Genomic DNA, 21,725 nt, shown 5'->3' with positions numbered 1-21,725 from the left:
TGGGTCACTTTCCGGAGGCCATGGAGGCCAGGGTCGGCTCGCCCGGGTCCCTGTCCGGGTCCCCGTCCGCTTCTCCGTCCGGGCGCGAGGGCTCCAGGACGATCCGCAGGTGCTCCAGTCCCCGGAACGCCGGCACCGGTCCCTTGAGCCACGCGCCCCGGGTCTCCTCCAGGTCCGCCACCGCCATCTCCGGGAACTCCCGCAGCAGGCAGGCGAGTGCGATCTCGAGTTCGAGCCGGGCCAGCGGGGCCCCCAGGCAGTAGTGGGTGCCGTGGCCGAAGCCGAGGTGGGTGCCCTGGAGTCCCTCGCGCGTCACGTCCAGCTCGTCGGGCGAGTCGAACCTCTCGGGGTCCCGGTTGGCCGAGGAGATCGCGATCTGCACCAGGGCGCCCTTGGGGATCACCGTGTCCCGGATCCGGGCCTCCTCGGCCGCGTACCGGAACGTCGACGTCTCCACCGACCCCTCGAAGCGCAGCATCTCCTCGACCGCCCCCGGAATGAGCCGGGGATCCTCGCGGAGCCTTGCCGCCTGGTCGGGGTGGAGCAGCAGGTTGAGGACGGAGTTCCCGATCTGGTAGGCGGTGGTCTTGTGCCCGGCGAAGAACAGGACCCACAGCGACGCGACCAGTTCGGGGTCCTCCAGCCGCTCCTCGGCCTGGACGAGGTCGCTGAGGAAGGTGTCCGACGGATGGTCGCGGGTGTCCGAGATGAGCCGCTCCAGCCGGTGCTGGAGCCGTTCCTCGGCCGCCTGCAGCTCCGCCCTGCGGCTGGGGTCGAACCGGGAGCGGGTCACCACCGCGAACTGCTCCAGGATCTCCGGGCGGTCCTCCGGCGCAATGCCCATCAGTTCGCACAGGACCGCGATCGGCAGCGGGAACGCGAACGAGGCCATCAGGTCGACCGTGCCGGCCCTGCGGCACTCGCCGAGGATCGTCTGCGCGATCTCGGTGATCCTCGGACGCATCTGCTCCACCCGCCGGGGCGTGAAGGCGCTCCGCAGGATGCGGCGCAGCCGCGTGTGCCGGGGCGGGTCCGAGAAGAGCACGTTGTCGTCGAGCGCGTCGAAGAAGCTGCCGTACACCGCGTGGTAGGTGTCGATGGCGCCGCGCATGTCCTTGCTGAACCGGGGGTCCGACAGGGCGTCGCGGGCGTCGTCGTGGCGGGTGATCAGATACGTGTCGACCCCGTGGGGCGGTGTCAGCCGGCACACCGGGGCCTGCTCGCGCAGGGTCGCGTACATGGGGTGGGGGCACTGCCGGTACTCCGGCGCGCCCCTGGAGACGGCCGACACGATGTCGTGCAGTCCTCCGTCGCCGTTCGGTGCCGCATCCCGCTGCGCCATGTTCCGCACCCTCCGTCGCACTCCGCCGTGGCCGTTGCCGTGGCCGTCGCAACGGCCGTCTGCGGACTCACCGGTTCCCCGTGCCGGTGCGCCGCGAAACGGCGCCGCTCCCGTTCGGGTGAGCCGTCGGCTCCGGGGGCGGGGGCCGGACGTCCGGCGACCGCCTGCCGGCCGTCGGCCGATCGGCGGTCGTCCGTCCGTGCCGTGTCCGGGGCGGACGCGGGGCGGGTACGGCGGCCGGCGGGAAGGGCTGTGCCACCAGCCAGCCCGTCACGAGGAGCCCGCGCATGGCCCGACGTCTCGCCCCCGCCCTCACCGCAGCCGCCGCACTCGTCCTGGCGGCCGTCGCCGCGCCGCCGGCCGCAGCCGGCCACGGCCCGGACGCCGGCCGGGCCCTGGCCGACCGGGCGGCCGCGTACGCCGCGACCGCCCGCTACCAGGTGCACGCCAACGCGGTGGCGGCCGGCTACGTGCCGGACAAGTACTGCGTCTTCGACCGGGCGGGGAGGACCGGCGCGCTCGGCTACCCGCACTTCAACCACGCCTACGACAACTCCGTCGACCCGACGAAGCCCGCCGCGCTGTACTACGAGGACGACGGGCGCGGCGGCAAGCGCCTCGTCGGGGTCCAGTGGCTGGTCTACGACCGCGATCAGAAGCTGACCACGGACGACGACCGCCCCACGATGTTCGGCACCGCCTTCAAGGGCCCCAAGCCCGGCAACTTCCCCGGCCAGCCGGTCCACTACGCCCTGCACCTGTGGCTCTGGAAGAAGAACCCCCGCGGCCTGCACGAGACCTTCAACCCGGCGGTGGCCTGCCTCCCGGGGACCACCCGGCCGTAGGCCGTCCCTTTCGACTCCCTTCGGCCCCTGTCGGTCGGACGGGATCGGCTGCCGGCCCGGCATGATCGGCGGGACAACCCCCACGGGGCCCGACGTCCTCCGGGAGCCGCCGATGTCCGCCACCCGACGCAGCCTGCTCGCCGCCGGCGCGATCGCCTTCAGCGGAGCGCTGGGGGCACTGTTCGCCGGCGGCTCCCCCGCCTCCTCCCGGGCGGCCGGGGCCGCCGGCGGGTACGGTCCGCTGCTCCCCGACCCGCGCGGGCTGCTCGATCTGCCCGCCGGGTTCACCTACCGGGTGCTCTCGCGGGCGGGCGACCCCCTGCGCTCCGGTGAGGGCGCCGTCCCCGCCAACTGCGACGGCATGGCCGCCTTCGACGCCGGGGGCGGCCGGGTCCGGCTGGTGCGCAACCACGAGAACCGGGCCACCGCCGCCCTGCGCGTCCCCGCCGTGGCGGGGCTGACGTACGACCCCGGGGCGCTCGGCGGCTGCACCGCGCTGGACCTCGGCCCGGACGGGCGGGTCACCGGCGAGCGGGTCGCCCTCGCCGGCACCGCCGTCAACTGCGCGGGCGGCCGCACCCCCTGGAACACCTGGCTGAGCTGCGAGGAGACCGAGGACCGGGCCGGTACCGCCGGCTACGAGCGGGACCACGGCCACGTCTTCGAGGTGGACCCGGCCCGTCCGCAGCGCACGGGCGCCGTCCCGCTCACCGCGATGGGCCGCTTCGCGCACGAGGCCGTCGCCGTGGACCCGTACCGGGGGGTGGTCTACGAGACCGAGGACGCCTTCGTCCGGCCCTTCGGGCTGTTCTACCGGTTCCTGCCGGAACGGCCGCTCGGCGGCACCGGTTCGCTGCGGGCCGGCGGCGCCCTGGAGGCCCTGCGCGTCCCGGGCCTGGCGGACCTGGCCGGGGTCGACGAGCCCGGGGCGGAGTTCCCGGTGGAGTGGGTGCCCGTACCGGACCCCTCGGCGGCCGTCACGCCGATCCGGCACCAGGACTTCGGGCCGGGCGGCATCACCCACGCGCAGAAACTGGAGGGCTGCTACTGGGGCGGCGACGGGGTCCACTTCGTGTCCAGCTACGCCCGCAGGGGCGAGGGGGCGTCGGCCGACCACCACGGACAGGTGTGGTTCTACGATCCGCGCCGGGGCCGGCTCCGCCTGGACGTGCTCTTCGGGCCGGCCGCCGACGTACAGCTGCCCGGGGACTCCCCCGACAACATCTGCCTGGCCCCGGACGGCGGTCTGATGGTGTGCGAGGACGGCGGCGGGGCGCAGTACGTGTTCGGGGTGACGGCCGGCGGCGAGGTCTATCCGGTGGCCCGCAACGCCGACGACATCGGCGAACCGGGCGCCCCGGAGTGGGGGGAGTTCGCGGGGGTCGCCTTCTCCCCCGACGGGCGGACCATGTACGTCAACGCCTACGCCCCGGGCACCACCTTCGCCGTGACGGGCCCCTGGCGGCGCTGACGGGGGGTCTCGCGGCACGAGTGGGAGTGCCGCAGACACCCACTTGTCACATAGTCATATATTTTGCGTGCGTGACCATTTCTGTGCGCAAGGTTGCGGCCGCGGCCGCACTCAGTGCCGCCCTCACCGCTTCCCTCGCGGGCTGCGGCGGCTCCGGCACCAAGGACGCCGGCCGCGAAGCCCGCCTGGGCACGCCTGCGGCGTCCGCCCCCGCGGCTTCCGCGCCCGGCGCCGCGGCCGCCCCCCCGAGCCCCTCCCCCGGTGCCCCGGGCGCCCCGCCCGCCGGCGCGCCCGGCAAGGCGCCGACCCTGGCCCCCGGCCCGAACGGCCTGACCCCCGTCTTCGAACGGGCCAAGCAGCACACGGACAAGACCGTGGCGCTGACCTTCGACGCCGACATGACCTCCGACCAGGGGCCGCGCGCCGCCGGCGGGGAGCGCTTCGACAACCCGCAGCTGATCTCGACGCTGCGCACCCTCAAGGTGCCCTCGACGATCTTCATGACGGGCCGCTGGGCCGAGGAGTACCCGGACCAGGCCAAGGCCATCGGGACCGACCCGAACTTCGAGATCGCGAACCACTCCTACAGCCACCACGCCTTCAAGTCCCCCTGCTACGGACTGCCCGCGCTCGACGGAGCCGCCGCCCGGGCCGACGTGGACCGGGCCTTCGCCGCCTTCCGCCGGGCAGGCGCCGTCAACACCGTCCCGTACTTCCGCTTCCCCGGCGGCTGCTACGACGACCCGGCGCTGCGCGCCCTGTCCACGGCCGAGGTCACGGCGGTGCAGTGGGACGTGGTCAGCGGGGACGCCTTCGCGAACGACCCGGACGCGGTGGCCGAGCAGGTCCTCGCCGGGGTGAAGCCCGGCTCTGTGGTCGTGATGCACTGCACGCGCAGCGCCGCCCCGGTGACCGAGGAGGCGATCCGGAAGATCGTCCCGGAACTGCGCAAGCGCGGCTACCGGTTCGTGAAGGTGTCCGAGCTGATCGGTACGTAGCGGTCGGTCGCGCGCCCTCAACCCTGCCGGGCCGCGGCCCGGCAGGCCACCGCGCCCGCGGCGGCGGCCGGCGCGAGCGCGACCGTCAGGGCCGTCAGGGCCGCCAGCGGCAGCGGCGCCGAACCCGGGCGCTCCGCCGTGACCACGGCGGCCGGTGCGCCGCGGGCCGGGCAGGGCGCGGGAGATCCCGCTCAGCACCCGGGGTCGGCGGCCGTGGCGGCGGCCCACCCCGGTCAGGTTCAGTGCGCGGCCGCCGTCTCGGTGAGCTCGCTCGGGCGGACGATGACGAAGCCCTCGCCGCTCAGCTTCAGCTGGACCGCCTCGCCGGAGCCGCCGCGGATCATCGAGCCGACCGACTGGGAGCGGTGCAGGCCGGTCTCCAGCTGGGCGCTCCAGCCCACGACCGCGTCGGTGTCGACGTGGACGGGGGCCTGCGGGGTGACCGGAATGATGATCGGGTGTCCGTCGCAGACGACGGCGAGCTTGCCGGTGCCGGTGAAGACGCTGTTGAAGAGGCCGCCGCCGGTCATGCCGGCACCCTTGACCATCTTGATCTCGTAGGACAGCGTGGGGTCGAAGCACAGCACGTTGCGCCCGTTGACGGTGAGGGCGTCTCCGTGCTCGAGGTCGATGATGAAGCAGTTGCCCGCCTGGTGGGCGAACCAGGCCTCGCCCTGGCCGCGTACGGACATCAGCGCCAGGCCCTCACCCGTGACGGCGCGCTTGAGCATGCCGCCTATACCCTGCCCCTTGCGCTCGAACTGCAGGTTGCCGCGGAAGGCGACCATCGATCCCTGACGGGCCAGCATCTCGCCGTTGACGTTGTACTTCACGGACTTGGCGTTCTGCAGGCTCATGCCCGGGGCGACGGCGGCCTGGGCGAGGTTCTCGGACGCGAAAAGATCACTCTTCATGGCCTCGATCCTCACCCGGGTCCGCCACCCGGGACATCCTCCTCAAGGTGGAGCCTGGCATCCTTGGCGGGATGAGCAGCCAGCACGCGAACGACACCTCCGGCGTACCCGCGGTCGGGGCCGACAGCGCCTTCCGGCGGGAGCACGCACTGCGCGACGAGGCACCGCAGTTCGTCCTGCCGCTGGTCGTCCGCATCGAGAAGGCGGAGCCGCCCGCCCGGACCGACGCCCTGGAGACCGCGGCCCGGGCCGTGCTGGTGCTGCTCACCGACGAGCGGGCGCACGGCGGTGGCGCATGGGCGCAGGCCGTCCGGGACTGGCAGGACGCGCGGATCCGCAAGGTGGTCCGGCGGGCGCGCGGGGCGGAGTGGCGCAAGGCGCAGACCCTGCCCGGCATCACGGTGCACGGCGACGCCGCCCAGGTCCGGGTCTTCCCTCCGGTGCCCCTCGACGGCTGGCCCAAGGAGCTGGCCAAGCTCCAGGTGTCGGGCACGGACCTCGACGACCCGGAGCCGGTCGCCGCGGCCGACGGCTCCGCCCTGCCGGTGCTGTGGCTCAACCCCGCCCTGGAGATGTCGGCCGGCAAGGCGATGGCCCAGGCCGGGCACGCGGCGCAACTGGCGTGGTGGGAGCTGACGCCTGCGGAGCGGGCCACCTGGCAGGAGTCGGGCTTCCGCCTGGCCGTACGGACCGCGGCGCGCGAGCGGTGGGCGGAGCTGAGCGGGAGCGGGCTGCCGTTGGTCCGCGACGCCGGGTTTACCGAGATCGCCCCGGGCAGCGCGACGGTCGTCGCCGACCATCCGGCGCTGCGGGCCCGGCTCTGACGGTCTCCTGTTGGCCGGGCGGGCCCGCACCGCCGCCGGGAACCTCAAATGTTGCTCTGAACGTCACCCTCCTGGGATTGGCGCGACCGCGTCGGGGCCATGACATCGGCACACGTGCGTTGAGAGGGGGCGAGGGGACATGAAGCCCATGGCACACCTGGGGGTGGGCATCGGCTGGCGGCCGGAGATCGCGGACGCGGTCGACCGGCTGGACGGCCTGGACTGGGTCGAGGTGGTGGCCGAGAACATCTGCCCGGGCCACCTGCCCGAGGCACTGGGGCGGCTGCGCGAGCGCGGCACGCGCATCGTGCCGCACGGGGTCTCGCTCGGCCTCGGCGGCGCCGACCGCCCGGATCCGGAGAAGCTGGCGGCGCTCGGGGAACGGGCGGTGGCGCTGGGGGCGCCACTCGTCACCGAGCACATCGCCTTCGTACGGACGTCCTCGCCGCTGCTTGAGGCCGGGCACCTGCTGCCCGTGCCGCGCACCCGCGACGCGCTGGACGTGCTGTGCGAGAACGTGCGGATCGCGCAGGACGCGCTGCCCGTGCCGCTGGCGCTGGAGAACATCGCCGCGCTGTTCTCGTGGCCCGGCGAGGAGATGACGGAGGGGGAGTTCCTCACGGAACTGGTCGAGCGGACCGGGGTCCGGCTCCTCATCGACGTCGCCAACCTGCACACCAACCGGGTCAACCGGGGCGAGGACCCCGCCGCCGTCCTGGACGCGATCCCGCTGGAGGCGCTGGCGTACGTGCACGTCGCAGGCGGCGTCGAACGCGGCGGCGTCTGGCACGACACCCACGCGCACCCCGTGCCGCCGGTGGTGCTCGACCTGCTGGCCGAACTCCGGTCCCGGGTGGCACCGGCGGGTGTCCTGCTGGAGCGGGACGACGACTTCCCGCCCGAGTCGGAGCTCGCGGGCGAACTGGCCGCGATCCGCGAGGTGCTGACGACCACGCCCCGAGCCCTGCCGGCAGCGGCCGACCGGCACGCTGCCCGCGCAGCGGCGACGACGGATCCGCTGAGCGAGCCCGGGGCCGGGGCGCAGGCCGTGGGCGAGGCCGGGGCGCAGCCGCAGGCCGGGGCGGAGCACCAAGCCTGGACACAGTACGAAGCCGGAGCGGAGCCGCAGGCCTCGGCACGGCACGAAGGCGGGGCGCAACCCGAGGCCGGCGCGGGCGAGGCCGCCCGGACCCGCGTGGCGCTCGGGCAGGCCGCCCTGCTGTCCGCGCTCGTTGCCGGGACCCCCGTGCCCGAGGGCTTCGACCGTGCGCGCATCCGGGTACAGGTGCGGGCGCTGGCCGCCAAGCGGGCCGACGTGGTCGCCAAGGTGGCTCCGGAGCTGCCCGGGATCCTCGGCGGCCGCGAACCGTACCGCAAAGCCTTCCTCGCCTACGCGAAGGGCCGCCCCATGACCGCCGGATACCGCAGGGACGCCCTGGACTTCGCCGAGCACCTGCTGATCCAGGACCTGCCGGCCGACCCGGCCTCCCGGCGCCGGCTCACCGCGTGGTGGCGGGAGCGGGCGGGGGCCAGGCCGCCGGGCCGGATCGTGCGCTGGGCCCGGGCGCTGGCGGGGAGGGCCGCGTGAACATCCTCGCCCTCGCGATCTGGATCGCCGTCATCGTCTCCTGCGTCCTCCTCGTGCGCGGGCTGCGCCGCGCCCGGCCCGGAGCCGCGGTCCTGTCGGCCGCCCTCCACGACCTGTCCGAGGCCGCGTTCGTGGTGGGCGGACCCGGCACCGTTGTGGACACCGCGCTCGTCTCGATGCTCGGCGACGGCCGGCTCCTCGTCGGCGGACCCGGCATCGTCCAGGTACGCCCCGGGGCGCGGGCCGCCGACCCCGCCGAACGCGCCGTGCTCCACGCCCACGCCGGAGCCCCCTCGGGCTGGCTCTACCAGGTGCGCTACGCCGCCATGCGCGACCCGGCCGTCCAGGAGATCGGGGACGCCCTGGCCGCCCGCGGGCTGATCGCCCCGCCCGGCAGCGGCCGGCGCTGGCGCCGCTGGGGGCTCGTCCAGGCCGTCGCCTGCGCGGTCTGGCTGGTGGCGTCGATCCCGCTGACCGTCGTCGGCTTCGCCCTCGATCCCGACCCCGGTGTGCCGTTCGTCGCGATGGTGGCGCCCGTACTGCTGGCGGGCATCGTCCTGGGCCTGTTCTGCATGGCCCGTGCCGGGAACCGGGTCACCCGGGCCGGGCTGCGCTCGCTGCTCGCGCTGCGCTCCGCGTACGTGAACGACCGCACCCCGCACGTGCAGACCGCGCTCTTCGGCCTGCGCGACCTGCGCGACCCGTTCCTGCGCCAGCAGCTGGTGCCCGCCGCGCGCGGCACCCGGCTCGCGGCGGCCCAGGCGGGCGCGCGCTCCCACCGCCCGCACACGTCCTCCTCCGACTCCTCGGCCGAGCTGCTGCCGGTCCTGTGGTGCGCGACGAGCGGGGCGGGCGGTTCGGGCTGCGGGGGCGGTGGGGGCGGCTGCTCGGGCGGCAGCGGCGGGGGCGGCTGCTCGGGCGGCAGCGGTTCGAGCTGCGGGGGCTCCTCCGGCTCCGGCTGTTCCGGTTCGAGCAGCTCCAGCTGTTCGAGTTCAAGCAGTTCCAGCTGTTCGAGCTCGAGCAGTTCCAGCTGTTCGAGCTCGAGCAGTTCCAGCTGTTCGAGTTCGAGCAGTTGCTGATACGGCAACCGGGGCCACGGTCGGCGACACCGGCCGGTGATCCTTTACAAGTGCGGCGCCCAGGCCTCTCATCGGTTCATCGGATGAGAGGCAGGGGCGCCCATGCTGACGAGAACCGCACGCCACGGATCCGTCGTGGCCGCACTGGTGCTGGCCCTGTGCGCGCCCACCGCCGTGGCCGCACCCGTCCCGCAGGATCCGGGCTCCGCCGACACCGCCGCCGAGAGCGCCGGAGCCGCGCTCGTCGCCCGCCGGGCGGCCCTGGCAGCCGCCTCCCGGGGCGGCGGTGCCGCCGGGCTCGACTTCCGCTCCTGCCCCGCCACCGAGGACCTGCCGTCGCGCGTCCGGTGCGCCACCCTGCGCGTCCCGCTCGACTACGCCCGCCCCGACGGCCCGCAGATCTCCCTGACCGTCAGCCGGGCCTCCGCCACCGGGGCCGGCGGCGCCGCCCGCCAGGGCGCGCTCGTCCAGAACCCCGGCGGCCCCGGGGCCTCCGGGATGTCCTTCCCGCTCGTCGCCGACCTCCCCGGCTGGGGGCCGATCGCCGCCGCCTACGACCTCGTCGGCTACGCCCCGCGCGGGGTCGGGCGTTCGGCCCCGCTGTCCTGCACGGACCCGCGGGCCAGGGCCCAGGGCCCCGTCCAGGAGCCTGTCCGGCCCTCAGCCGCGGACAAGGAGGAACGGCGCGCGCAGGCCCGGGAGTACGCGAACGGCTGCGCGCGCCGGGCGGGCGCGGCCCTGCCGTACTACACCACCCTGAACAACGCCCGAGACCTGCACGTCCTGCGCGCCGCGCTCGGCGAGGAGAAACTGACCTTCATGGGCGCCTCGTACGGCACCTACCTCGGCGCCGTCTACGCCACCCTGTACCCGGGCCACGTCCGCCGGATGGTCCTCGACTCGGCGGTCGACCCCGACCCGCGCCGCGTCTGGTACCGCAACAACCTCGACCAGGCACGCGGGTTCGAGGGCCGCTGGCACGACTTCCGCGCCTGGGTGGCACGCCACCACGGCACGTACGGGCTCGGCACCACCCCGGCGGCCGTGCAGGCCGGCTACGAGCGGGTCCGGGACGCGGTGGCCCGTGATCCGGCCGGCGGGACCGTCGGGACCGGGGAGCTGCGGGCCGCCTTCCTCCAGGCCGCGTACTACGACGACGTCTGGCCGGACCGGGCGGCTGCCCTGGCCGCGTTCCTGCGCGGCGATCCCTCGCTGCTGACCGCCCAGGCATCGCCCGACCCGGCCACGGCGGCCGACGCCGAGAACGCGACGGCCGTCTACACGGCGGTGCTGTGCAACGACGCCCCCTGGCCCGCCGACTGGGAGACCTGGGACCGCGACAACACCGCGCTGGCCCGTACGGCCCCCTTCGAGACCTGGGCCAACGCCTTCCTCAACCTGCCGTGCGCGTCCTGGCCGGTGCGCGGACGGCAGTCGCCGGTGGCGGTGGGGGCCCAGCCCGAGCGGCTGCCGCGGACTCTCGTGGTCGCTGCGGAACGGGACGGCGCGACCCCGTACCCGGGCGCACTGGAACTGCAGCGTCGGCTCGGCGCCGGATCGTCACTGGTGACCGAGACGGGCGCGGGCTCCCACGGAGTGGTCGGCGGACGCAACACCTGCGTGGACCGACACGTGGAGCGGTATCTGCTGACGGGCGCCACCCCGGGGTGGCGCGTCCGTTGCGCGCCGCATCCGGAGCCCGCACCGGTGTCGCTGGACGACGGGGCGGCGGGCGCCCGCAGGGCGCTGCTGCCGCCGGTCGTCTGAACTTCCGGGCGGGATCTCCGGCTGCGTCGTTTCGGGGGCTGTGCCTCCCGATCCACCGGAGGCACTCACCTGACGGTGTGGTCGTCCTCCGGTCCTTCCCCCCAGGGGAGGTATCAGGCGAGCCCGGCCACCAGGTCGGCGACGGACTTGCGGCGCCCGGTGTAGAAGGGCACCTCTTCACGGACGTGCATACGGGCCTCGGAGGCCCGCAGGTGACGCATGAGGTCGACGATGCGGTACAGCTCGTCCGCCTCGAAGGCCAGCAGCCACTCGTAGTCGCCCAGGGAGAAGGAGGCGACGGTGTTGGCGCGCACGTCCGGGTAGCCGCGGGCCATCTTGCCGTGGTCGGCGAGCATGCGGCGGCGGTCCTCGTCGGGGAGCAGGTACCAGTCGTAGCTGCGCACGAAGGGGTAGACGCTGACGTAGTCGCGGGCGACCTCGTCGGCCAGGAAGGCCGGGATGTGCGACTTGTTGAACTCGGCCGGGCGGTGCAGGGCCATGTTCGACCACACCGGCTCCATCGCACGGCCCAGCTTGGTGCGGCGGAACAGGTTGTACGCGGTCTGCAGCTCGTCCGCGGTCTCCGCGTGCCACCAGATCATGATGTCGGCGTCGGCGCGCAGGCCGGAGACGTCATAGGTGCCGCGGACGGTGATGTCCTTGGCGGCCAGCTGGTCGAACAGCTCCTGGACCTCGTCGGCGAAACCGGCGCGGTCCTCCGGCAGGACGTCCTTCAGCCTGAAGACGGACCACAGGGTGTAGCGGATGACCTCGTTGAGGTCCTTCGCCTTCTTCCCCGCGTTGGGAATCTTCTCTGGTGCAGTCATGTGCCTATTGTCCCGTGCGCCGATCAGTGGTCGGAGCCAGGGGTGCCGTACGCGCACCGAGCGAGGCGATCACCGTGTCCGCGGCCCGGCCGGCGCTCGCGACGCAGGCCGGGATCCCGACCCCGTCGTAGAGCGCGCCGCACACCGCGAGGCCGGGCAGGGCCTCGACGGCGCCGCGGATCCGGGCGACCCGGCCGAGGTGGCCGACGGGGTACTGGGGCAGTCCTCCCTCCCAGCGGGTGACCGTGGAGGCGACCGGCCGGGCGGTCAGGCCCACGGCCTCGCCGAGGTCGGTGAGGGACACCTCGACGAGTTCGCCGTCCTCGCGCTCGAGGTCGCGCTCGTCGGCGTACCGGCCGACGGAGGTGCGCAGCAGGAAGAGGTCGGGGTCCCGGCCGGCCCAGGCCCACTTGTTGCTGGAGAAGGTGGACGCCTTGATGGTCCGGCCGTCGACGGGCGGTACGAGGAAGCCGCTGGCGCCGCCGCCGGAGACGGCCGCCGGCAGGTCTGCGCGCCGGAAGGCCATGGTGACCAGCGCCATGGAGGCGTATTCGACCTGGTGCAGCTCGGCCGCGGCGGCCGGCGCGAGGGTGTCCAGCAGCCGTGCGGCGGGGCCGGCCGGGACGGCGAGGACGACGCCGTCCGCTTCGAGGGTCTCCGCGGCGGACACGACCCGCCAGCCTTCAGCCGTACGAAGGACCTCGCGCACGGGGGCGCCGGTGACGATCCGCGCACCGGCCCTGCGGCAGGCGTCGGCCACGGCGAGCGGGAGGCGTCCGATGCCGCCGTCGATGCCGGCGAAGACCGGGCCGGCCTGCTGGGACCCGCTCTGCGCCCTGCGTTGCAGGTCCCGTACGCCGTCACCGAGCAGGGCGTGCGTGCGGGCGGCCTCGAAGAGCTGGGGGACGGCGGCCCGCATGGAAATGCGGTAGGCGTCGCCCGCGTAGACCCCGCCCAGCAGCGGTTCCACCAGCCGGTCGACGACCTCGCGGCCGAGGCGGGCGGCCACGTATGCGCCGACGGCGACGTCCTCGCCGATCTCGGTGGGCGGCAGCGTCCGCTCGGCCTCGATCCGGGCCAGGCCCTCGGCGGAGAGGACCCCGGAGGCGGCGAGCGGTCCGAGGTCGCCGGGGACGCCCATGACGTGGCCGCGCGGCATCGGCCGCAGCGCGCCCCGGGTCCACAGGTGGGCGGTGGCGGTGGCGGGCGGCTGCACGGCGTCGGCCAGGCCCACGGCCTCGGCGAGGGCGACGGCCTCGGGGCGGCGGGCGAGCACGGACTCCGCGCCGAGGTCGACGGGGGCCCCCGCGAGCTCGCCGGAGTACAGCTTTCCGCCGAGCCTCGCTCCGGCCTCCAGCAGCGTGACCCGGGCGCCTGCGGCGAGTAGCCGGTGGGCCGCCGCGAGGCCCGCGATCCCGCCGCCGATGACGACGACGTGGCCCGGTGAGCCGGCGGGCCGGGTGGGGCTCCCCGGCCGATCCGTACGCATGTCCGCTTCGTGCATGGACACATCGTCTCAGACCGATCACCGAGGCCGGACCGTGACCGCATCGGGACCGGCCCGGAACCGCGTGTGCGAAACCGGCGGCAGGACCCTGTACGTCGAAACGGCAACACCAGCCGATCATCGGGGGTTTACAGCAATGCACAGCATCAGCGGACACCGTTCCGCGGCGGCCCTGGCCGCCCTCTGTCTCACCGGGGTCCTCGCGCTCACCGGCTGCGGCGCGGACGGCCAGGGCTCGGCGAGCGACAAGGCGGCGGTCGCACCGCCCGCGGCGGACGGGAAGGCCCGTGAGGGGGCGGCGGGCGCCGCGGCGGCCCCGGCTCCGGCGGGGTCTGCGGGATCTGCCGCGAAGAACGACGGGGCGCCGGCCGCGGTCCGCCCGAACGTCATCCGCACGGCAACGCTCGGCATTGAGACGGCCGACGTCCAGAAGGCTCTCGCGGCCGCGCGCTCCGCGGCCGACGGCGCGGGCGGCTACGTCGGCAGCGAGTCGACCAAGCGCGGCGAGGACGGCCGGATGACCTCCACCGTGACCCTGCGGGTGCCCGGGGAGCGCTACGACGCCGTGCTCGGCGCCATGGAGGGCAGCGGGAAACTGCTGCACCGCAAGGTCGACGCGCAGGACGTCACGGAGAAGGTCGCCGACATCGACAGCCGTGTCTCCTCGCAGCAGGCGAGCGTGGCACGGGTGCGGGAGATGATGGGCAAGGCCTCGGCGCTGAGCGAGGTGGTGATGCTGGAGAGCGAGCTGAGCCGGCGCCAGTCGGACCTGGAGTCGCTGCTGGCGCAGCAGACGGCGCTGAAGGACCGGACCTCGATGGGCACGATCACACTGGAGGTCTCCGGACCCGCCCCCGCGGCGGTGGAGGAGAAGGAGAAGGAGCCCACCTTCCTCGGTGCGCTGGGCGGCGGCTGGGAGGTCTTCACGAAGATCCTGCGCTACCTGCTGGTGGCGTTGGGGGCGCTCCTGCCGTTCCTGCTGACGGCCGCGGTGGTGGCGGCGCTGGTACGGGTGTACCGGCGGTGGCGGCCGGCGCGTCCCAGGACGGGCCTGGCTCCGAAGCGGGTGGCGGTGCCGGCGGCCCGGCAGGCGCATTCGTCCGAGGCTCCGAGTGCGGCTCCTGCCCCGGCTCCTGCTCCGGACACCGGGGCCGACGTGCGCGACTGAACGCGCGTTCGCCCGTAGCGTGTTCACCATTCGACGGCGGTGAAGGGGCGGTAGGGGCGATGGCGACGGAACGACTGGTGGTGGTCGGGGGCGACGCGGCGGGGATGTCCGCCGCGTCGCAGGCGCGCAGGCTCAGGGGCGCCGGGGAGCTGGAGATCGTCGCCTTCGAGCGCGGCCGTTTCACCTCCTACTCCGCGTGCGGCATCCCGTACTGGGTCGGCGGTCTGGTCGCCGAGCGCGACGACCTGATCGCCCGTACCCCCCAGGAGCACCGGGCCCGCGACATCGACCTGCGCACCCGCACGGAGGTGGTGGAGCTCGATCTGGAGAAATCCCGGGTGCGCGCCCGCGATCTGGACGGCGGATCCGAGTCGTGGACGCACTACGACCATCTCGTCCTGGCCACCGGGGCCCGGCCCGTGCGTCCCCGCCTGCCCGGCATCGGCGCGCACGGGGTGCACGGCATCCAGACCCTGGACGACGGCCAGCGGCTCATGGACTCGCTGGAGCGCACGCGGGGCCGGAGGGCGGTCGTGGTCGGGGCGGGCTACATCGGCGTGGAGATGGCCGAGGCGCTGGTGCTGCGCGGCTACGAGGTGACCGTCCTGCACCGGGGCGAGCAGCCGATGGCCACGCTGGACCCGGACATGGGCGGGCTGGTGCACACCGCGATGAACCGCATGGGGATCGTCACGGTGGCGCGCGCCGAGGCCGCCGAGATCCTCACGGACGAGGAGGGCCGGGCCCGCGCGGTGGTCACGGCGGCCGGCGAGGAGTACCCGGCGGACGTGGTCGTGCTCGGCATCGGCGTGGAGCCGCGGACGGCGCTGGCCCGCGCCGCCGGCCTCCCGCTCGGCCCCTCGGGCGGGATCCTCACGGACCTGTCGATGCGGGTGCGGGGTCACGGCAACGTCTGGGCGGGCGGCGACTGTGTGGAGGTCCTCGACCTGGTCGCGGGGCGTACCCGGCACATCCCGCTCGGCACCCACGCCAACAAGCACGGCCAGGTCATCGGCTCGGGCGTGGGCGGCGGTTACGCGACCTTCCCCGGCGTGGTCGGCACGGCGGTCAGCAAGGTCTGCGACCTGGAGATCGCCCGCACCGGGCTGCGTGAGCGGGACGCGCTGGAGGCGGGCCTGCGCTTCGTGACGGCCACCATCACCTCCACCAACACGGCCGGCTACTACCCGCAGGCGGCGGAGATGACGGTGAAGATGCTGGCGGAACGCCGAACGGGCCGCCTCCTGGGCGTACAGATCGTCGGCGGTGCCGGTTCCGCGAAGCGGGTGGATGTCGCGGCGGTGGCCCTCACGGCGGGCATGACGGTGGACCGGATGGTCTCGCTCGACCTCGGCTACGCTCCGCCGTTCTCCCCGGTCTGGGACCCGGTGCTGGTGGCGGCGCGCAAGGCGGTCTCCGCGGTCCGAGCGGCGGGGATCTGACCGCTCTGCGCGGCGCGCAGTTCCGAGCGGACCAGCTCCAGGAGGCGGCCCGTCCAGTTGCGGCCGCCGTGGGGGCCCTCGTCGCGCCAGAACGGCGACTCGGAGGTGCCGGTGCAGACGATGGGAGCCTCCCCCGTGGCGAGCAGGACCTCGGCGAGGCGGGGGTGCCGGTCGAACTTGGCACGCAGCAGCCCGGCCATGACGGCGAGCCGTGTCGCGGACCAGTCGGCCCGCCGCGCCGCCCCGCCGGCCAGCTCCCGTGCGCGGCCGGGTGTGGCGGCCGCGAGGATCCGATCGTGGTCGGCCCGGTGGGCGGCCGACAGGGCCCAGTAGGCGTGCACCACGGTGGGATAGGTCCGGCCCGCGTACGCGAAGGGGGCGTCGTAGTCGTTGCGCAGGGTGAACAGGCCGGGCTCGGTGGGCCGGCCGCTGGGGTACACGGCCTCGTCGACGACGACCGGGGGTACCGGGGTCCGGGCCGGGTCGTCCGCGTACGGGACGGCCCGGCTCCGCCGCATCCGCCCGATGCCCCCGGCGAGCTCGGTGAGGTATGCGAGGGCGTGACGGTGCATGTCCTCGGTCGCCACCGGCCCGTCGCCGTCCACCGCCTCGCCGAGGTCGGTGAGCAGCATCCGCAGCGGCCGGTCCTGGCGGTCCATGTCGCCGAGGACGTAGACGCGCAGGTGGGCGGGGACCGCCAGGTAGGCGTCCCGGAGCAGCAGGCGCCGCTCCTGCGTCGGCTGTGCCGTGTAGGCCAGGACGGCGTCCTGGCAGCGGTCGGCCGTGGTCTGCCGCCCCGCCAGCCGGCGGATTTGGTCGGCGACCTCCAGGACGAAGCTCTCGTCGGTCCGCGGCTCGGGATACCGGGTCTCCCACTTGGACCGCTTCGGCGGCTCGTCGCGCCGCCCGCTCGCGTGCGGCGGGTCCAGGGCGAGCTTCCCCGTGGCGAGCAGCCGCTCCAGCCCGGCGAGGTCGGTCGGATCGTGCCGGTCGCTGGTGATCACGCCGTCCGCGTAGACGAAGAGGTTCTCGACGAAGTACTCGTCCAGCAGGTCGTGCCTGCGCCAGACGATGCACCAGGCCCCGTCGACGTGTTCTCCGTCGGATATGCGAAACGTCGGTCCGTGCCATGTCATGCACGGCACGGTACCGACGTTACGATCTTGCCGGGGTGCGGCTGTGCTCAGCGGGCCGTCTTGGTGTGGACGTAGTCCACCAGGCGGGTCAGCGCCTCGGGGTCGGTCGTCGGGAGGACGCCGTGGCCGAGGTTGAAGACGTGGCCCTCCAGGCCGGCGGCCGCCGCGAGGACTTCGTCGGTCTTGGCCTCGACCGCCTCCGTGGTGGAGAAGAGCACGGCCGGGTCCAGGTTGCCCTGGAGGGCCTTGCCCGGGCCGACCCGGCGGGCCGCCTCGTCGAGCGCGACCCGGTAGTCGACGCCCACCACGTCCGCGCCGGCTTCGCCCATCAGGCCGAGGAGCTCGCCCGTGCCGACGCCGAAGTGGATCCGCGGGACCCCGTAGGAGGCGACGGACTGCAGGACCTTCGCCGAGGCGGGCATGACGGAGCGGCGATAGTCCGCCGGGGCGAGCGCGCCGACCCAGGAGTCGAAGAGCTGGACGGCGGAGGCGCCGGCCTCGATCTGGACCTGCAGGAAGGCGGAGGTGATCTCCGCGAGGCGGTCGAGCAGGTCGGCCCAGAGCTGCGGGTCCCCGTACATGAGGGCCTTGGTGTGCTCGTGGTTCTTCGAGGGGCCGCCCTCGACCAGGTAGCTCGCGAGGGTGAAGGGCGCGCCCGCGAAACCGATCAACGGCGTGGAGCCCAGTTCACTCGTGAGCATGCCGATCGCCTCGGTGACGTACGAAACGTCCTCAGGGGTGAGGTCGCGCAGCTGTGCGAGGTCCTCGCGGCAGCGGATCGGCTGGGCGACGACGGGGCCGACGCCGGGCTTGATGTCCAGGTCGACACCGATGGCCTTGAGCGGGACCACGATGTCGGAGAAGAAGATCGCCGCGTCGACGTTGTGGCGCCGCACCGGCTGCATGGTGATCTCGGTGACCAGGTCGGGCCGCATGCAGGACTCGAGCATCGCGGTGCCTTCGCGGACCTTGCGGTACTCGGGGAGGGAGCGCCCGGCCTGCCGCATGAACCACACCGGCGTGTGCGGCACCGGCTCGCGCCGGCACGCCTTCAGGAAGGCGGAATCGTACGTCTGGCTCGGCTGGCCCTTGGGGCGGTCGTTGGCGCTCACGACCCAAATCTTCGCACGTATGAAGAAGTGCCCGTCCCGGCGCGGGTGTCCCTGCGCCGTACGGCCGCACATACCGCCTAGTCTTCCCCGCATGGCTGCGGCTCAGGGACGATTTTCAGATGGCGCCGACGGTACGGACAGTGCGAAGGAGAGCTCCGTCCCACTCCCGTTCCGCCGGGCGGTCGAAGGCTTGAAGAAGGCCCGGCTGCGCCCGGGGGTCGAGATCGACCCGACGAAGCCGCCCCAGCGGCTGGCCCCGTACGCCTACGCGCTGGAGGCCGCGGTGGTGGACGGGGAGGACGACCTCGCCGACGGCCGGCTCATCCTGCTCCACGATCCGGCCGGGCACGACGCCTGGCACGGGACCTTCCGGCTGGTGACCCTCGTGCGGGCGGAGCTCGAGCCCGAGATGGCCGCGGACCCGCTGCTGCCGGAGGTGTGCTGGTCCTGGCTGACGGGTGCCCTGGAGGCGCGCGGACTGGCCTACGGAGAGGCGAGCGGGACGGTGACCATGGCGAGCTCGCACTACTTCGGCGGGCTCGCGGAGCGGCGGCCCGCGACGCAGATCGAGATCAGGGCTTCCTGGACGCCGCGCGAAGGGGTGGGCGGGGTTCCGGACACCTCGGCGCACCTGGCGGCGTGGTGCGAACTGGTCTGCCAGATCGCGGGGCTGCCGCCGGTGGGTCCGACGGACACGGCGACGGGTGTGGTCTCCCTGCCACAGCGCCGCGGTCCGCACCACCCGTAGGCACGGGGCCGTACGGCCGCCACGCGACGGGGAACGTGCGGCCGAAGCCCGCAACCGAGTGTCCCGGTCCGGCCTCCGTTGTGGGCTTCTGATCACCCGATGATCGATCGTGCGTCCGAATTGCCCGAATTGTTACTCACCAAATCGTGATCATTCTCTAAAGCCGGGCGGGTGACGTGCCGAAGGAGTCAGTGACCATCCGCACGGTTCGCACCGGCTTCCTTCCCCGAGCCGGCCGTCCCGCCACTCCCCCAGGAGGCCTAGGTGTCCGTTCTTCTCGAGCAGCCCGCAAGCCTGGTCGCCTACCGCCCGAACAAGCCGACGGCCATGGTCGTCGTGGCCGACCCGCGCGTCCGTTCCACCGTGACCCGCCATCTGTGGGCCCTCGGAGTCCGTGATGTGATCGAGGCGTCGTCCATCGCGGAGGCCCGCCCCCGCGTCGGCAGCCCGCGCGACATCTGCGTGGCCGACGTACACCTGCCCGACGGTTCCGGTCTCACCCTGCTCTCCGAGACCCGTGCCGCAGGCTGGCCGAACGGTTTGGCCCTGTCCGCCGCCGACGACATCGGCGCCGTGCGCAACGCCCTCGCGGGCGGCGTCAAGGGCTACGTCGTCACCGGTACGCGCACCAACATCGGGCTCCCCACCCGGCCCGGCGCCGCCCCCATCGGCGCTGCCGCCGCCCGTATGCACCGCCGCCCCCCGGGTACCCCGAGCCACCCGGGCGGCTACCGGGAGCTCTCCGGCCGCGAGGTCGAGGTCCTGCGCCTCGTCGCGGAGGGCCAGTCCAACAAGGCCATCGGCGTCTCGATGGGCCTGTCCGCCCTGACCGTCAAGTCCCACCTCGCCCGCATCGCCCGCAAGCTGGGCACCGGTGACCGCGCGGGAATGGTCGCCGTGGCCCTGCGGACCGGGATCATCCACTGAACACGGGCCGGAGCGCTCGAATAGCCGGAGCGCCCGAATACACGTCCGGCAATACCCCCGGAAAACATCCCGCGTACTGATCGCGCCCGTCGACGGAACGTTCCGGCGACGGGCGCGTCGTATACACGGATACCCTTGACCGGTGACCGACGCCCAAGAGACCGCAGCAGACCTGCGCACCACCACCGGGGGCGGCCCCCCGGACGACGTCGTTGTTCCGCCCGGTGGGGTGCCGATTCCTTTGCTGGAGCCCCGCGAGGGGATTCCGCCGGTGGTCGCCGACGCGGACGCCCTCGCCGATGTGGTCGCGGCGTTCGCCGCGGGCACCGGCCCTGTGGCGGTCGACGCCGAACGCGCCTCCGGATACCGCTACGGCCAACGCGCCTACCTCGTACAGTTGCGCCGCGAGGGTGCCGGGTCCGCTCTGATCGACCCGGTGGGCTGCCCCGACCTGTCCGCGCTGGGCGAGGCCCTCTCCGGCACCGAGTGGATCCTGCACGCCGCCACCCAGGACCTGCCGTGCCTGCGTGAAATAGGCATGGTTCCCACCTCGCTGTTCGACACCGAGCTGGCGGGCCGCCTCGCGGGCTTCCCGCGCGTAGGCCTCGGCGCGATGGTCGAGAGCGTTCTCGGCTACGCGCTGGAGAAGGGCCACTCCGCCGTCGACTGGTCCACCCGCCCGCTGCCCGAGCCGTGGCTGCGCTACGCCGCCCTGGACGTGGAGCTGCTGGTGGACCTGCGGGACGCCCTGGAGGAGGAGCTGGACCGGCAGGGCAAGCTGGAGTGGGCCCGGCAGGAGTTCGACGCCATCGCCTCCGCTCCCCCGGCTCCGCCGCGCAAGGACCCGTGGCGCCGTACGTCCGGCATGCACAAGGTGCGCCGCCGCCGGCAGATGGCCGTCGTACGGGAGCTGTGGGAGTCCCGCGACCGGATCGCGCAACGGCGCGACGTGTCGCCGGGCAAGGTACTGGGCGACGCCGCGATCGTCGAGGCCGCGCTCGCCCTGCCCGCGAACGTGCACACCCTGTCGGCCCTGCCCGGCTACGGACAGCGGATGGGCCGCCGTCAGCTCGACCAGTGGATGGCCGCCGTGGACCGGGCGAAGGCGCTGCCCGAGAACGAGCTGCCGCAGCCGGGTGCGACCCCCGCCGGCCCGCCCCCGCCGCGCTCCTGGGCCGACAAGGACCCGGCCGCCGCGGCCCGGCTGGCCGCGGCCCGCACCGCCGTCTCGGCGCTGGCGGAGCAGCTGAACCTGCCCCAGGAGAACCTGGTCACGCCGGACACGGTCCGCCGCCTGTGCTGGGAGCCCCCGCAGCGACTGGAGGCCGACGCGGTGGCCCAGGCCCTGGCGCTGCACGGCGCTCGGCCGTGGCAGATCGAGCAGGTGACGCCGGTCCTGGTCACGGCCTTGGCCGCCACGGCGTAGGAGAGTTCCGCCGCGTCCCGGTCCGCCATGCGCGGACCGGGACGCAGCCGTGCCCGGAGCGGCCGCTCGGCGGGGTCGCCGTCCGTCTCCATGACGGACGTGCCCGTCGTGCGGCCGTCGATCCGGGTGCGCTTGAGCCACGTCCGGGAGAGGTGGTGGACGCGCTCGATCACCCGTACCCGGGCAGGGCCCGCGCAGGTGGCCTCGAAGTGGGTCTCCTTCGGGCCGGGACGGCCGGGTGGGGCTCGGTGACCGAGAGGCCGCGGCCCGATCGCCCCATCCCGCCCGGATGTCGGGCCCGGGCGGGGCAGGGGCCGGTCGGCGTGTGGCCGCCGGCGGGTGGCCGCCGTGCAGGGGTCCGCTGCGGACGGCACCGGTGCTGCACGGCTCGTTCACGACCGCCGGGCGCGGCGAGCGGCCGCGGCCTGGAGGTTCATGGTCCGATGAGCGACGACCTGACCGCTACGACCTTGCGGCCCCGCCCCGGCGGGTGGCCCCGGCGCTCCGATCGGACGCCTCGGGGAGGGCGTGCGCACCGGCGGGGGACGGGGAGCCGAGTGTGACCTTCGCCGCTCCTCGGGGAGGGGGTGTGCACATTGGTTAC

The 21,725-nt window shown here is 74.2% G+C and carries 18 protein-coding genes; 12 read left to right on the top strand and 6 right to left on the bottom strand.

What is annotated here, in order from left to right:
• Positions 1-4: 4 nt before the first annotated feature.
• Positions 5-1,342, bottom strand: a complete 1,338-nt coding sequence (locus ACZ6JS_RS31790) for a cytochrome P450 family protein (protein ID WP_469303114.1) — start codon at positions 1,340-1,342, stop codon at positions 5-7.
• A 287-nt stretch (positions 1,343-1,629) separates the two neighbouring features.
• Here ACZ6JS_RS31790 and ACZ6JS_RS31785 point away from each other — a divergent pair, with 287 nt between their 5' ends.
• From ACZ6JS_RS31785 to ACZ6JS_RS31775, 3 genes are all read left to right on the top strand, one after another.
• The gene (locus ACZ6JS_RS31785) at positions 1,630-2,187 is read left to right on the top strand and encodes a hypothetical protein (RefSeq protein WP_469303112.1); all 558 of its coding nucleotides are present in this window, start codon (positions 1,630-1,632) and stop codon (positions 2,185-2,187) included.
• A 112-nt stretch (positions 2,188-2,299) separates the two neighbouring features.
• Positions 2,300-3,658, top strand: a complete 1,359-nt coding sequence (locus ACZ6JS_RS31780) for an alkaline phosphatase PhoX (protein ID WP_469303111.1) — start codon at positions 2,300-2,302, stop codon at positions 3,656-3,658.
• Positions 3,659-3,729: 71 nt separating this feature from the next.
• Positions 3,730-4,656 (top strand): polysaccharide deacetylase family protein, encoded by a 927-nt coding sequence (locus tag ACZ6JS_RS31775; RefSeq protein ID WP_469303109.1) that lies wholly within the window; start codon positions 3,730-3,732, stop codon positions 4,654-4,656.
• 239 nt (positions 4,657-4,895) lie between these two features.
• Here ACZ6JS_RS31775 and ACZ6JS_RS31770 read toward each other — a convergent pair whose 3' ends face one another.
• The gene (locus tag ACZ6JS_RS31770; protein WP_469303107.1) at positions 4,896-5,570 is read right to left on the bottom strand and encodes an AIM24 family protein; all 675 of its coding nucleotides are present in this window, start codon (positions 5,568-5,570) and stop codon (positions 4,896-4,898) included.
• 71 nt (positions 5,571-5,641) lie between these two features.
• On the opposite strand from ACZ6JS_RS31770, the gene ACZ6JS_RS31765 reads away from it, so the two are divergent.
• From ACZ6JS_RS31765 to ACZ6JS_RS31750, 4 genes are all read left to right on the top strand, one after another.
• Positions 5,642-6,394, top strand: coding sequence for an aminoacyl-tRNA hydrolase (locus ACZ6JS_RS31765; RefSeq protein WP_469303105.1), 753 nt, complete (start codon positions 5,642-5,644; stop codon positions 6,392-6,394).
• Between the two features lie 139 nt (positions 6,395-6,533).
• Positions 6,534-7,982 (top strand): MbnB/TglH/ChrH family RiPP precursor modification enzyme, encoded by a 1,449-nt coding sequence (locus tag ACZ6JS_RS31760; protein ID WP_469303103.1) that lies wholly within the window; start codon positions 6,534-6,536, stop codon positions 7,980-7,982.
• Positions 7,979-9,061 (top strand): TIGR04222 domain-containing membrane protein, encoded by a 1,083-nt coding sequence (locus tag ACZ6JS_RS31755; protein WP_469303102.1) that lies wholly within the window; start codon positions 7,979-7,981, stop codon positions 9,059-9,061. The genes ACZ6JS_RS31760 and ACZ6JS_RS31755 overlap by 4 nt, the downstream gene beginning before the upstream one ends.
• A 102-nt stretch (positions 9,062-9,163) precedes the next feature.
• Positions 9,164-10,828 (top strand): alpha/beta hydrolase, encoded by a 1,665-nt coding sequence (locus tag ACZ6JS_RS31750; protein ID WP_469303100.1) that lies wholly within the window; start codon positions 9,164-9,166, stop codon positions 10,826-10,828.
• Positions 10,829-10,941: 113 nt separating this feature from the next.
• On the opposite strand, the gene hemQ is transcribed toward ACZ6JS_RS31750, so the two are convergent.
• Both hemQ and hemG read right to left on the bottom strand, forming a co-directional pair.
• On the bottom strand, positions 10,942-11,655 hold the full coding sequence (hemQ, locus tag ACZ6JS_RS31745) for a hydrogen peroxide-dependent heme synthase (protein WP_469303099.1): 714 nt from the start codon (positions 11,653-11,655) through the stop codon (positions 10,942-10,944).
• A 4-nt stretch (positions 11,656-11,659) separates the two neighbouring features.
• Positions 11,660-13,159, bottom strand: coding sequence for a protoporphyrinogen oxidase (hemG, locus tag ACZ6JS_RS31740; RefSeq protein ID WP_469303097.1), 1,500 nt, complete (start codon positions 13,157-13,159; stop codon positions 11,660-11,662).
• 139 nt (positions 13,160-13,298) lie between these two features.
• On the opposite strand from hemG, the gene ACZ6JS_RS31735 reads away from it, so the two are divergent.
• Positions 13,299-14,330 (top strand): DUF4349 domain-containing protein, encoded by a 1,032-nt coding sequence (locus ACZ6JS_RS31735; RefSeq protein ID WP_469303096.1) that lies wholly within the window; start codon positions 13,299-13,301, stop codon positions 14,328-14,330.
• Between the two features lie 59 nt (positions 14,331-14,389).
• Positions 14,390-15,772 carry an FAD-dependent oxidoreductase gene (locus ACZ6JS_RS31730; protein WP_469303095.1) on the top strand — a complete coding sequence of 461 codons (1,383 nt, stop codon included), beginning with the start codon at positions 14,390-14,392 and terminating at the stop codon, positions 15,770-15,772.
• Here the strand turns inward: ACZ6JS_RS31730 and ACZ6JS_RS31725 are convergent.
• Positions 15,685-16,908 carry an NADAR family protein gene (locus ACZ6JS_RS31725; RefSeq protein ID WP_469303093.1) on the bottom strand — a complete coding sequence of 408 codons (1,224 nt, stop codon included), beginning with the start codon at positions 16,906-16,908 and terminating at the stop codon, positions 15,685-15,687. The genes ACZ6JS_RS31730 and ACZ6JS_RS31725 overlap by 88 nt on opposite strands.
• Positions 16,909-16,955: 47 nt before the next feature.
• Positions 16,956-18,020, bottom strand: a complete 1,065-nt coding sequence (gene hemE, locus ACZ6JS_RS31720; protein WP_469303091.1) for a uroporphyrinogen decarboxylase — start codon at positions 18,018-18,020, stop codon at positions 16,956-16,958.
• Positions 18,021-18,111: 91 nt separating this feature from the next.
• On the opposite strand from hemE, the gene ACZ6JS_RS31715 reads away from it, so the two are divergent.
• The 3 genes from ACZ6JS_RS31715 (at position 18,112) to ACZ6JS_RS31705 (ending at position 21,121) form a co-directional block, all read left to right on the top strand.
• Positions 18,112-18,768: a DUF3000 domain-containing protein gene (locus tag ACZ6JS_RS31715; RefSeq protein WP_469303090.1), complete on the top strand. Its 657-nt coding sequence runs from the start codon at positions 18,112-18,114 to the stop codon at positions 18,766-18,768.
• A 264-nt stretch (positions 18,769-19,032) separates the two neighbouring features.
• On the top strand, positions 19,033-19,695 hold the full coding sequence (locus ACZ6JS_RS31710; protein ID WP_469303088.1) for a helix-turn-helix transcriptional regulator: 663 nt from the start codon (positions 19,033-19,035) through the stop codon (positions 19,693-19,695).
• Between the two features lie 142 nt (positions 19,696-19,837).
• The gene (locus ACZ6JS_RS31705) at positions 19,838-21,121 is read left to right on the top strand and encodes an HRDC domain-containing protein (RefSeq protein ID WP_469303086.1); all 1,284 of its coding nucleotides are present in this window, start codon (positions 19,838-19,840) and stop codon (positions 21,119-21,121) included.
• The last annotated feature ends 604 nt before the right edge of the window (positions 21,122-21,725 follow it).

It is taken from the genome of Streptomyces sp. NPDC046349, from assembly GCF_055587885.1.
Note: the sequence above shows the minus strand (reverse complement) of the source record. Positions and strands in the feature narration are given on the sequence as shown.